Annotated in this window: 8 protein-coding genes and 2 pseudogenes; all 10 read left to right on the top strand. The window is 50.9% G+C overall.

Annotation, left to right across the window (positions count from 1 at the left end):
• Positions 1 to 64 precede the first annotated feature (64 nt).
• Entirely contained in the window at positions 65 to 1927 is a 1863-nt protein-coding gene (gene gss / locus HV350_RS04005) for a bifunctional glutathionylspermidine amidase/synthase (RefSeq protein WP_181629821.1), read from the top strand.
• 471 nt (positions 1928 to 2398) lie between these two features.
• Positions 2399 to 2605 (top strand): annotated as a pseudogene (locus HV350_RS04010) (type VI secretion system contractile sheath small subunit); the annotation flags it as partial.
• A 67-nt stretch (positions 2606 to 2672) separates the two neighbouring features.
• Positions 2673 to 3653 (top strand): IS5-like element ISKpn26 family transposase, encoded by a 981-nt coding sequence (locus tag HV350_RS04015; RefSeq protein WP_000019450.1) that lies wholly within the window; start codon positions 2673 to 2675, stop codon positions 3651 to 3653.
• A gap of 149 nt (positions 3654 to 3802) precedes the next feature.
• Positions 3803 to 4096: pseudogene (locus tag HV350_RS04020) on the top strand (type VI secretion system contractile sheath small subunit); the annotation flags it as partial.
• Positions 4097 to 4161: 65 nt separating this feature from the next.
• On the top strand, positions 4162 to 5691 hold the full coding sequence (gene tssC, locus HV350_RS04025; RefSeq protein ID WP_016157464.1) for a type VI secretion system contractile sheath large subunit: 1530 nt from the start codon (positions 4162 to 4164) through the stop codon (positions 5689 to 5691).
• 23 nt (positions 5692 to 5714) lie between these two features.
• On the top strand, positions 5715 to 7052 hold the full coding sequence (tssK, locus tag HV350_RS04030) for a type VI secretion system baseplate subunit TssK (RefSeq protein WP_047499236.1): 1338 nt from the start codon (positions 5715 to 5717) through the stop codon (positions 7050 to 7052).
• A 5-nt stretch (positions 7053 to 7057) separates the two neighbouring features.
• The gene (tssL, locus tag HV350_RS04035; RefSeq protein WP_181629823.1) at positions 7058 to 7699 is read left to right on the top strand and encodes a type VI secretion system protein TssL, short form; all 642 of its coding nucleotides are present in this window, start codon (positions 7058 to 7060) and stop codon (positions 7697 to 7699) included.
• Positions 7700 to 7702: 3 nt separating this feature from the next.
• On the top strand, positions 7703 to 9367 hold the full coding sequence (locus tag HV350_RS04040) for an OmpA family protein (protein ID WP_181629825.1): 1665 nt from the start codon (positions 7703 to 7705) through the stop codon (positions 9365 to 9367).
• 16 nt (positions 9368 to 9383) lie between these two features.
• A complete protein-coding gene (tssD, locus tag HV350_RS04045) occupies positions 9384 to 9875 on the top strand; it encodes a type VI secretion system tube protein TssD (protein WP_003024437.1) in 492 nt (163 codons plus the stop codon).
• A gap of 162 nt (positions 9876 to 10037) precedes the next feature.
• Positions 10038 to 12662: a type VI secretion system ATPase TssH gene (gene tssH, locus HV350_RS04050; RefSeq protein WP_181629826.1), complete on the top strand. Its 2625-nt coding sequence runs from the start codon at positions 10038 to 10040 to the stop codon at positions 12660 to 12662.
• Positions 12663 to 12754: the final 92 nt, after the last annotated feature.

Below are 12754 nucleotides of genomic sequence, written 5' to 3' on the forward strand. Positions count from 1 at the left end.
CAGGCAATCAGAGCGAAAAATTCACGCCAACCTGCTCAGGCTGTATTGTTTTGAGGTAAGGTGCATGAGCAAAGGAACGACCAGTCAGGATGCCCCATTCGGGACATTATTGGGCTACGCCCCAGGCGGCGTAGCAATCTACTCTTCAGATTACAGCTCCCTCGACCCACGGGACTACGACGATGATGCGGCATTTCGCAGCTATATCGACGACGAATACATGGGCCACAAATGGCAGTGCGTAGAGTTCGCACGCCGCTTTCTCTTCCTTAATTATGGCGTGGTCTTCACCGATGTAGGCATGGCCTGGGAGATCTTTTCCTTACGCTTTCTACGCGAAGTAGTGAATGACAATATCCTGCCGTTACAGGCATTTCCGAATGGTTCACCACGCGCGCCGGTAGCCGGTGCTCTGCTTGTCTGGCAAAAAGGCGGTGAGTTTAACGATACCGGCCATGTGGCGGTCGTCACCCAGTTGCTGGAAAACAAAATCCGTATTGCCGAACAGAACGTGCTCCATACGCCGTTGCCTCCCGGACAGCAGTGGACCCGCGAACTGGAGATGGTGGTTGAAAACGGTTGTTACACCCTACGTGATACCTTTGACGACACCACCATCCTTGGCTGGATGATCCAGACCGATGATACCCGTGACAGCCTGCCGCAGCCGGAGATCGCCAACGACTCGCTGAAAATTGGCGGCGCGCGACTGGAAGATAACGGGCAGTTTGACGGTAAATGGCTTGATGAACAGGATCCGCTGCAGAAAGCCTACGTGCTGGCGAACGGCCACGTTATTAATCAGGATCCGCATCAGTACTTCACCATTACCGAGAGTGCAGAGCAGGAACTGATCAAAGCCACCAACGAGCTGCACCTGATGTATCTGCACGCGACCGACAAAGTGCTGAAAGATGACAACCTGCTGGCGCTGTTCGATATCCCGAAAATCCTCTGGCCGCGTCTGCGCCTTTCCTGGCAGCGTCGTCGGCATCATATGATTACGGGACGTATGGATTTCTGTATGGATGAACGCGGACTGAAGGTGTATGAGTACAACGCCGATTCCGCATCGTGCCATACCGAAGCTGGTTTGATCCTCGAAAGATGGGCCGAGCAGGGCTATACAGGACAGGGACACAACCCAGCTGAAGGATTGATCAACGAACTGGCGGGGGCCTGGAAGCACAGCCGCGCGCGTCCTTTTGTCCACATCATGCAGGATAAAGATATAGAGGAAAACTACCACGCTCAGTTTATGCAGCAGGCGCTACGTCAGGCCGGGTTTGACAGTAAAATTCTGCGTGGCCTCGATGAGCTACGTTGGGATGACGCCGGTCAGCTGATTGACGGGGACGGTCGTCTGGTGAACTGCGTCTGGAAAACCTGGGCGTGGGAAACCGCGATTGAGCAGGTGCGAGAGGTCAGTGAAACGGAGTACGCCGCGGTACCAATTCGTACCGGGCATACGAATCAGGAAGTGCGTTTAATCGACGTGTTGCTGCGCCCGGAAGTGCTGGTCTTTGAACCTCTGTGGACGGTGATCCCTGGTAATAAAGCGATTCTGCCGATCCTGTGGCAACTGTTCCCACACCACCGCTATCTGCTTGATACTGATTTCACTGTTAATGAAGAGCTGGCGCAAACCGGTTATGCAGTGAAACCTATTGCAGGACGTTGTGGCAGCAACATCGATCTGGTGAGCCATCAGGAAGAGTTACTGGATAAAACCAGCGGAAAGTTTGCCGAGCAGAAGAACATTTATCAGCAGCTTTGGTGTCTGCCAAAAATTGCCGGTAAATATATTCAGGTTTGTACCTTCACCGTAGGCGGTAACTATGGGGGGACCTGCCTGCGCGGCGATGAGTCGCTGGTGATTAAAAAAGAGAGCGATATCGAACCGCTGATTGTGGTGAAGGAAGAGTAATCTTTTTGCGTGTTCTTGATTGAAATGCGAAAAGCCGGAGTATATCTCCGGCTTTTTTCTGTTTATAGTTAAATTGACGCTGATTATATATTCAAATAAGTTACATGGAATATAGATATAATGGTAATTATTACTTTAATTAATATTTTATAGCTCAAAAACATTCTTTTTATGAATGTTTTCAACGTTAATTAATTTCCTCCGTTTGTATTAGATAATATACTTTCTTGATTTTGTTTTTAGATGAATAATACTAATGTATTATTTGGTGTATTAGTGATATTGATCATATTTTATCTCAGGTAATATGTCGGATTACGTTAGCATACTAATTATAATCGTTAATTGTCATTAACAGTTGTTGTTGACTGCCCGCAGAAATGACGATGTAAGAAACACGTTGAGCGATTGGAAAATGCTCCGTTAGGAAATGTAAAATATCGGCAGGAACCGCCGGTCTGAGAGGGACGTATGGGTGACAGTTTTCAGAATGAAGTGCCGACGGCACGCGTTAATATTAAGTTAGATTTACATACCGGAGGCGTTCAGAAAAAGGTTGAATTGCCGTTAAAACTTTTGGCTGTAGGTGATTTCAGTAATGGTAGAGAACAACGACCATTATCCGAGCGCGAAAAGGTTGATATTAATAAAAATAATTTCAATGATGTGTTAGCTAAGGAAGGTGCGAACAAGTTCCTGATATGAGATCATCATATTCATCCGGAGCGCATCCCAGAGGGACATCATGAGCCATCAACTCACCTTCGCCGATAGTGAATTCAGCACTAAGCGCCGTCAGACCCGAAAAGAGATTTTCCTCTCCCGCATGGAGCAGATTCTGCCATGGCAGAATATGACCGCTGTCATCGAGCCGTTTTATCCCAAGGCGGGCAATGGCCGACGGCCCTATCCGCTGGAGACCATGCTGCGTATTCACTGCATGCAGCATTGGTACAACCTGAGCGACGGTGCCATGGAAGATGCCCTGTACGAAATCGCCTCCATGCGCCTGTTTGCCCGATTATCCCTGGATAGCGCCCTGCCGGATCGCACCACCATCATGAATTTCCGCCACCTGCTCGAGCAGCATCAACTGGCCCGTCAATTGTTCAAGACCATCAATCGCTGGCTGGCCGAAGCAGGCGTCATGATGACCCAAGGCACTTTGGTGGATGCCACCATCATTGAGGCACCCAGCTCTACCAAGAACAAAGAGCAGCAACGCGATCCGGAGATGCATCAGACCAAGAAAGGCAATCAGTGGCACTTTGGCATGAAGGCCCACATTGGTGTCGATGCCAAGAGTGGCCTGACCCACAGCCTGGTCACCACCGCGGCCAACGAGCATGACCTCAATCAGCTGGGTAATCTGCTTCATGGAGAGGAGCAATTTGTCTCAGCCGATGCCGGCTACCAAGGAGCGCCACAGCGCGAGGAGCTGGCCGAGGTGGATGTGGACTGGCTGATCGCCGAGCGTCCCGGCAGGGTAAAAACCTTGAAGCAGCATCCGCGCAAGAACAAAACGGCCATCAACATCGAATACATGAAAGCCAGCATCCGTGCCAGGGTGGAGCACCCGTTTCGCATCATCAAGCGGCAGTTCGGCTTCGTGAAAGCCAGATACAAGGGGCTGCTGAAAAACGATAACCAACTGGCGATGTTATTCACCCTGGCCAACCTGTTTCGGGTGGACCAAATGATACGTCAGTGGGAGAGATCTCAGTAAAAACCGGAAATAACGCCAGAAATGGTGGAAAAAATAGCCTAAATAGGCTGATTCGATGTGTTTGCGGGAAAAAAATCGGCCCAGATCCGCGAAATTTTAATCAGCGAGTCAGCTTGGGAAGAAATGACCTGCTTATTCGCACCTTCCCTAAGTTCGCACCAGTGGTAAATATGAGTGTTAAAAATACGTTAGCTGGTGATGACAGAACTGACGATATTAACCTTACCTTTAAAAATATCCGCGATTTTGAACCTGAACAGGTCGCACGAAATATCCCACAATTACGCGTTCTGTTGGCTATGCGTAACTTACTGCGCGACCTGAAATCTAACTTACTCGATAACGCTGCTTTTCGTCGCGAGCTGGAAATCATCCTCAAAAATCCAGCCCTGAGTCAGGAACTGCGTGATGAACTGGCAACCATGATGCCAGAAGAGATTTAACGTTATACAGGGTTTCCTCCGCTTAATTGGCAGGAATAGTAAAGGATCATAAAAGGAATATGTTGATGTCTGTTCAGGAACATACCTCTTCAGTCGCGACCACCACGACCAGTGAACGCAGCGTTTATCAATCCCTCTTTGACAAAATTAATCTTTCCCCGGTTTCTACATTAAAAAATGTAGATGCATGGCAGAGCGATGAAGCGCTTTCTGATGCCGCTCCGGCTGAACGCGTGACCGCCGCTATTCAGGTTCTGGTCTCTTGTCTGGCGGATGCTGCGCAGCCAGTAGAACGCCTGGATAAAACGCTGCTCGATGAGCAGATTGCTCGTCTGGACAAGCAGATTAGCGACCAGGTTAATGAAGTTATGCACCATGCTGAATTTCAAAAACAAGAATCGCTCTGGCGTGGTGTGCACTCGATGATCACCGGTATCGATTTTCGCCAAAATGTCCGTGTAGAAATGATGGATATCAGCAAGGATGCGCTGCGTGATGATTTTGACGACGCGCCGGAACTTATCCAAAGCGGGTTGTATCGCCATGTTTATATTGAAGAATATGATCAGCCTGGCGGCGAACCCATTGCGGCAATGATTTCAGCATACGAATTTGATAACAGCCCGCAGGATATTGCACTGCTGCGCAATATTTCTGGCGTGTCGGCTGCCTGTCATATGCCGTTCATTGGTTCCGTTGGGCCGAAATTCTTCCTGAAGGAAAATATGGAAGAAGTCGCAGCCATAAAAGATATCAATGATTATTTCGAACGAGCTGAATACATCAAGTGGAAAGCATTCCGTGATAGCGACGATTCACGCTATATCGGATTAACTATGCCGCGTGTTCTGGGTCGCCTGCCGTATGGTCCTGATACCGTGCCGGTACGCAGTTTTAACTATGTTGAAGAAGTTAAGGGCCCGGATCATGAAAAATATCTGTGGACCAGCGCCTCTTTCTCTTTCGCTGTGAACATGGTGAAAAGTTTTATCAAGAATGGCTGGTGCGTCCAGATCCGTGGACCACAGGCGGGTGGTGCGGTTAAAGACTTGCCTATCCATCTGTACGATCTGGGGACAGGTAATCAGGTGAAGATCCCGTCTGAGGTGATGATTCCGGAAACCCGGGAGTTTGAATTCGCCAACCTCGGCTTTATTCCGCTTTCTTATTATAAGAATCGTGATTACGCCTGCTTCTTTTCTGCTAACTCGGCTCAAAAACCTGCGCTGTTTGATACAGCGGAAGCGACGGCTAACAGCCGGATTAACTCACGTCTACCGTATATCTTCCTGCTTTCCCGTATCGCTCACTACCTGAAAATCCTGCAGCGAGAAAATATAGGTACGACCAAAGATCGCCGTCTGCTTGAACTTGAACTGAACAACTGGCTGCGCAGTCTGGTAACCGAAATGACCGATCCTGGCGATGACTTGCAGGCTTCACACCCGCTTCGTGACGGGCGTGTTGTGGTGGAGGATATTGAGGATAACCCAGGCTTCTTCCGCGTGCGCCTGTATGCCATTCCGCATTTTCAGGTTGAAGGTATGGACGTCAGTTTGTCGTTAGTTTCACAAATGCCTAAGTCGAAATCTTAACGACACAATGCACAGGAGGTGCGATGAAGATCTATCGCCCGTTATGGAGCGAGGGGGCCTTTCTGGCTCCCCAGCAGTTTCAGCAACAGACACGTTGGGATGCCTATGTAGCCGACGTTGTGGCTCATATGTCACTTTCATCACCGTGGGGCGTCATCAGCGCGGAGTTTGATGAAAGTGCGCTAACGGTTTCCCGTTTGAATCCCGTTAATCTGGTTGTGCGTTTTCCTGACGGTACGTTAGTGGATACAGGTATTTCAGATAACCTGCCTCCGGCGTGTGATTTATCGCATCTTACTGGTTACAGCAGCGTTGATATCGTCCTGGCGTTGCCGCTGCTTTCGGCTAATGGCGGCAATCTTTCGTCAGGCAACGGCGTTAGCCGTCCGTGTCGCTGGCAGCAGGAATGGCTGCCAGTGCAGGATCTCTCTGGTCAGGAACGGACTGATATGGCAGTGCTGCGGCATGCTATCACCCTCCGGTATGCCCACGATGATAACAGCGCTTATCTGACCTGTCCGGTAGCTTGCCTGACTCGTAATGCTCAGGGGCAATGGGAGCTGGGACGCGATTTTTTACCGCCATCGCTTTCACTCTCAGCCAGCCCCTTATTAATCAATTCTCTCAGTGATTTGGTGCATCGCATCCAGGCCCGTTGTCGCCGTCTGATGGCCTTGCGTCGTGAAAGTAACGAACGAATGGCGGATTTTGCGGTAGCAGATGTTTCGTTGTTTTGGCTGCTGAATGCGCTTAATAGCTCGGAGCCTGTACTGAGAGAAATGCTGCAAAACCCAGGCCGTCACCCCGAACTTTTGTGGCGTGAACTGGCGCGGTTAGCGGGCAGCCTGCTGACCTTTTCATTAGAAAATGATGTCAGCGTTGTGCCCCCATACCAGCACGCAAATCCGCAGCAAGTATTCCCTCCACTGTTTGCATTGCTGGTGGAACTGCTGGAAGCCAGCCTGCCATCTCGTGTTGTCGCTATTGAGCTGACGCAGGAGAGACAGTTCTGGAATGGCGCACTGTCGGATGCTCGACTGCGTGAAGGCGCTGATTTTTACCTGTCCGTTCGTTCAGATCTCCCTGCGCATGTCCTACTGACGCAATTTCCACAGCTCTGTAAAGCAGGGAGCCGGGCAGACGTGTCTGATGTAGTCAATGTAGCACTTAGCGGAATTCCGTTAAAACCGCTGACGCATGTCCCCGCAGCCATCCCGTTACGACTGGAAAATCAATACTTTGCTCTTGAGATTAATCATCCAGCAGCTCAGGCCATGCTGGACGCTGGTAATTGCGCCTTCTATGTGCCGGGAACGCTGGGAGAGATTCAACTCGAGTTATTCGCCGTATTAAGGGATTGAAATAAATGAATAAGGATATTGATCAGGTGTTCTGGCCAACATGGCTTGCTGTAAGCCAGCTACGTGGCGGGTTGGAAGTCGACGATGGAGCTGCTTTCTATCGCCGGGCCTGCCAATGGGTTGATTCTGCGCGTAATGCATTGCGTGATCTGGGGTACAGCGAGCACAGCGTTGAACATATGCTCTACACCCAATGTGCGTTACTGGATGAAAGCGTGTTGAACCGTAACCGGCAGGATAGCGGTTATATCACCTGGCTTGCGACACCCTTACAGGCACGCTATTTCAATACCACCAATGCCGGGGAAGAGCTCTGGGAGCGCATCCGTACCGTACTGCGCGAGCCCGTTCCTGATACCGCCGTATTAACCTGCTTTTATCGCGCAATCACGCTTGGTTTTGTGGGTCGCTATCGTGAGCAGGGTGATGAACGTCGTGAAGATGTTCTTGAAGCGCTGTCAACTCAGGCAATGCCTTTTAAGTTAAAACACGATTCAACAGTAATCATGCGGGCGTCCGGCTTCTCTGGCGGTAAGCGCCGCTGGTGGCTGGCATGGATTGTTGGCGTGCTGGCGTTGGGGGCTTTGTGGCTAACATTTTCTCATGTCTTACAAGGGCAGATTGCTCAGCTGATTGGGCAGGGTTAAGACATGGCCCAGTTGCGAGGGATCGTTAACTATGTGCTGGCGGCCGTACTGGCTTTGCTGTTGGTCTGGGGATTCAGCCCAGTAAGTGCGGGTATCCGGGGCGGCCTTACCGTCATTGTTTTATTGCTTTCCATTCCAGGGATCGTTTATGGCTGGCGTCAGTATGGTCGGTTGAAGCCTGAGCATTCTGCCCGTGAAGTTGCGCTCCCTCCGGAGAGTTTCAGTGGGCCTGTCGTGCTGGTGTGTGGCGACAATGAGCCATTGTTTGCCGGACGTAGCGATTCTTGCGAGAGTTCGCAGGGCTGGTATTTATCTGTCCAGTCCCCGGAACATTTTATTGCTCTGGTTCGTCAGATAGCTGTGCAGCGCCCGGGCCTTCTAATGCGCGTGTCCGTGATGCTGGCATTGACCCCGGAACGGCATAAAGATGAAGATGCGCTTAAGCATATGCTACTCAGTTGGCGGCGTGTGGTAACCCAGAGCCGGCGTTGGTTATCAGGTATACCGCCGTTTTGGTTGTGCTGTTGGCTGAATTCTCCTCAATGTAATGAGACTGTACGTTGGTTTATTCGAACCCCTCAGGATGCAGAGGTGCAGTCAGCTACGGGATTAGACGACTTTGCACCTTTCTCTTCCGAAGAGCGCCCGGCTCGCCATTCTCATCTAACACATGCAGTGTGGTTAGATAATTTACTGGGCTGGCTGAAGAAGGTGCAAGGCGATACCGAGCGCCATGCTCCGCCTCTTTTCTCTGCTTTACGGGTTGTGTGTTTCACCTCATTAGCGGTTTACGAAAATAATCTGTGGCAACGGCATATCACTGCTCAAACAACGCTTTCTCCTGCGGCATCAGCAGCGCCCGTAATGCTGCCTTTTCCTGATTTAGCGTTGCCTTTTTTATCCCGCCGCCGGGCACTGACAGCATTTCAACGAACGCTGGGCGTAAGCGGTCTGCTATGCGGCATTTTTGTCGGGCTGGCGATGACGTGCAGCTTTATCAATAACCAACATCTCATCAGGATCACAAACGATCATCTGATGTTATACCGCCATCTTACTGGCAATCCTGCCGAGCCAAAGATTCAGGCCCAGGAACAGCTTCGTCGTGATGCACAGCGGCTTGATCGCTGGTATCAGCGTGGTGAGCCCCTTTCTCTTTCAATGGGATTGTATCAGGGGATGAGATTGATCCCGCCTTTGCAGGCCGCCATCAGCGACTGGCTGCCAACTGAAAAACCGAAAGTGATCTCCCCGCATACCGTTCGACTGGACAGTATGTCGCTGTTTGATACGGGCGAATGGGCGTTAAAAGCGGGTTCAACAAAAATACTCATTCGAGCTTTGGTCAATATCAAAGCCAAGCCCGGTTGGCTGATAGTCATCGCCGGGCATACCGATGATGTGGGTGACGATAAATCTAATCAGCAGCTCTCTCTCAAACGCGCGGAATCTGTTCGCGACTGGATGCGTGATACCGGTGACGTCGCGGAGAGCTGTTTTGCTGTTCAGGGTTACGGCGAATTACGTCCCTACAAAACCAACGATACGCCGGAGGGGAGGGCTGCCAACCGCCGTGTAGAGATCAGTCTGGTACCGCAGGCTGATGCCTGTCGGGTGTCGGGCATGAAGGAACCGTCACCGCAAGGCGGTGACGCATTAACGAAGTAAAAATGGAGAAAGAGTTATGGCAATTCCAGTCTACCTTTGGCTGAAAGACGACGGCGGTGCGGATATTAAGGGCTCTGTTGATGTGAAAGACCGTGTGGGCAGTATCGAAGTAGTGGCTCAGGAACATAACCTGTACATCCCTACCGATAACAACACCGGTAAGTTGACCGGGACGCGCATCCATACCCCGTTTCTTTTCACTAAGGAAATCGATGCTTCCAGCCCTTATCTGTACAAGGCTGTAACCACTGGTCAGACCCTGCGTCAGGCAGAGTTCAAATGGTATCGCATCAATGATGCTGGTCAGGAAGTGGAATACTTCAACACCACTCTGCACAACGTGAAAGTGGTGAAAGTAAATCCTGTGATGTACGACATCAAAGATCCGGCTAAAGAGAAGCATAACCACCTGGAACAGATTGAACTGCGCTACGAGAAGATCGTCTGGACGTATAAGGATGGCAACATTATCCATTCTGACGCCTGGAACGAGCGTACCACCGCGTAACGCACTAACGGATGAGGATTTCCTCATCCGTTTTTTTTATGCCCTCTGCTGAGTATCCGGCGCGGGGATTTAGCAGAGAGTATCAACGTCACTATTACCTTATGGGCATTGGGTTACGGCCACGGGCGGTAGCGTGCCTGAATACAGGGAGTCAGGAAGCAAATGGAACACCAGTCAGCAGTGTTATTACGACGTCTCAACCCCTATTGTGCTCAGGCGCTTGAAGCGGCGGCATCGTTATGCCAAACGCGTGCGCATGCAGAAATCACTCCCGAACACTGGTTACTGAAGCTATTGGAACAGGGGGAGGGCGATATTACTGTCATTGCACGTCGTTATGAATGGGATATCGACAATCTCTGGCAGTCGCTGCTGGCGCATCTGGATGTTCAGCCTCGTTCCGTAAAAAGCCGCCCGCAGTTGTCTGATGTACTCCTCTCTTTAATGCAACAAGCGTGGCTGTGTGCAGCAACGGATGAAAATTCGCAGATACGTGGTGTGCATCTGCTGATGGCGCTGGTGGGAAAGCCTTCGCTACTGAAGTGTGACGGCCTGTGGCCTCTTCTGAGCGCAGGACATACTCAACTGGAACGGCTCCTGCCGCTATTAAATGTTCAGTCGGATGAACGTCCTGAAAGACAGCAAGAGGCCGCTCTGGCGCAGTTTACCTCTGATGATGAACCGGGGCGAAATCTGGCCCAGTCGACTTTGTCGCCCGCATTACAAGGTGTGCTCGATAAATTTACATTAGACGTGACCGCGAAAGCGCGTGCCGGTGATATCGATCCGGTATTTGGTCGTGATAATGAAATTCGGCAAATGGTGGATGTGCTATCTCGTCGTCGAAAAAACAATCCAATTCTGGTTGGGGAACCCGGCGTCGGCAAGACCGCTCTGGTGGAGGGGCTGGCGCTGCGTATTGCTGAAGGTAACGTGCCGGATAGCCTGAAAACAGTAACCTTACGAACGCTGGATCTTGGGCTGTTGCAGGCAGGTGCTGGAGTGAAAGGTGAGTTTGAGCAGCGTTTAAAAAATATCATTGATGCCGTTCAGCAATCGCCAACTCCTGTTCTGCTCTTTATCGATGAAGCACACACCATCATTGGGGCCGGTAATCAGGCGGGGGGAGCTGATGCAGCCAACCTGCTAAAACCCGCTCTGGCTAGAGGTGAATTGCGAACCATCGCAGCGACCACATGGAGCGAATATAAACAGTATTTTGAGCGAGATGCTGCGCTGGAGCGGCGTTTTCAGATGGTTAAAGTGGATGAACCGGATGATGACACTGCCTGTTTAATGCTGCGTGGTCTGAAATCACGCTATGCAGAACACCATGGCGTTCACATCACCGACGAAGCGGTTAAAGCTGCTGTTCTGCTCTCTCGCCGCTATCTTACCGGGCGGCAATTACCCGACAAAGCCGTCGACCTGCTGGATACCGCAGGCGCAAGAGTACGGATGTGCCTTGATACCGTTCCTGAACCCCTTACGCGCTTGAAGTCGGAGATCACCGCGCTTGAAATTGAAAAACAGGCGTTGCTTGCAGACATCGCAGTAGGAAATGGTCAGTATGATGAAAGGCTGGCCAGCATTGAACAGCATGAAAATCGCCTGCTTGTCGAGCTTGATGAACTGGAAACCAAGTATGGCCTGGAAATAGCGCTCACTGAGCAACTGCTGACCAGCCGCCGTGATATTTCTCGTCAGGCGGAAACGATTGAATTGCAGCAACAGCTTAGTGTGCTTCAGCAGGGCCATCCTTTACTGTTTCCGGATGTAGACGCGCGCACAGTTGCTACGGTGATCGCCGACTGGACCGGTGTACCTTTGTCTTCACTAATGAAGGACTCCCAGACAGACTTGCTGACGCTTGAAACCCAGATGGGAAACCGCGTTGTCGGGCAGGATTACGCGCTAAATACTATCGCACAGCGGTTGCGGGCATCAAAAACAGGACTTACTCCGGAAAACGGCCCACAGGGTGTTTTTCTGCTAACTGGACCAAGCGGAACCGGGAAAACGGAGACGGCGCTGGCCCTGGCTGACATTCTCTTTGGCGGTGAAAAGTCGCTGATCACGATTAATCTGTCTGAGTATCAGGAGTCGCACACCGTGAGCCAACTCAAGGGCTCACCTCCGGGGTATGTGGGTTATGGTCAGGGAGGGATCCTGACTGAAGCCGTGCGAAAACGCCCCTATAGCGTGGTATTGCTGGATGAAGTAGAAAAAGCGCATCGCGACGTCATAAACCTGTTTTACCAGGTATTTGACCGCGGTTTCATGCGAGATGGTGAAGGCCGAGAAATTGATTTTCGCAACACCGTTATTCTGATGACTTCCAATCTTGGCGGCGACGCTGTGATGCAGATGCTGGAAGAACAGCCGGAAACCACGGAGTCCGATCTGCACGAGCTGCTGCGCCCCCTCTTGCGCGATCATTTCCAGCCGGCGCTACTGGCCCGCTTCCAGACTATTATCTACCATCCGCTCAGTGAACCTGCGTTACGTACGATTGTACAAATGAAACTGGATCAAGTTAGACAGCGATTACTGCGTCACTACGGCATCACTACGACGATATCCGAGAACCTTTTTGATGCCCTGACTGCCGCTTGTCTGCTACCGGATACGGGGGCGAGGAATATTGATAGCCTGCTGAATCAACAAATCTTGCCAGTGCTCAGCCAGCAGTTGTTAACGTATCTTTCCCAGCAGCAAAAAGCATACTCGTTGCACCTTAGCTGGGATGACTCCAAGGGCATCATGATGGAGTTTGAGAGTGACTAAAAATATTAAGGAAGGGGGACTCAGAACGCTTACACCTGGGGAGATTGAACTAGGGAAGGTGCGAATAAGTCACCAAACGCAAAAAAACGCCT

This window comes from Citrobacter sp. RHBSTW-01013 (assembly GCF_013781985.1).
Classification (GTDB): Bacteria; Pseudomonadota; Gammaproteobacteria; order Enterobacterales; family Enterobacteriaceae; genus Citrobacter; species Citrobacter braakii.

Excerpts from the sequence above, each read along its gene's own strand:
- gss (WP_181629821.1), top strand. The coding sequence starts at position 65 with ATGAGCAAAGGAACGACCAGTCAGGATGCCCCATTCGGGACATTATTG.
- HV350_RS04015 (WP_000019450.1), top strand. The coding sequence starts at position 2,673 with ATGAGCCATCAACTCACCTTCGCCGATAGTGAATTCAGCACTAAGCGC.
- tssC (WP_016157464.1), top strand. The coding sequence starts at position 4,162 with ATGTCTGTTCAGGAACATACCTCTTCAGTCGCGACCACCACGACCAGT.
- tssK (WP_047499236.1), top strand. The coding sequence starts at position 5,715 with ATGAAGATCTATCGCCCGTTATGGAGCGAGGGGGCCTTTCTGGCTCCC.
- tssL (WP_181629823.1), top strand. The coding sequence starts at position 7,058 with ATGAATAAGGATATTGATCAGGTGTTCTGGCCAACATGGCTTGCTGTA.
- HV350_RS04040 (WP_181629825.1), top strand. The coding sequence starts at position 7,703 with ATGGCCCAGTTGCGAGGGATCGTTAACTATGTGCTGGCGGCCGTACTG.
- tssD (WP_003024437.1), top strand. The coding sequence starts at position 9,384 with ATGGCAATTCCAGTCTACCTTTGGCTGAAAGACGACGGCGGTGCGGAT.
- tssH (WP_181629826.1), top strand. The coding sequence starts at position 10,038 with ATGGAACACCAGTCAGCAGTGTTATTACGACGTCTCAACCCCTATTGT.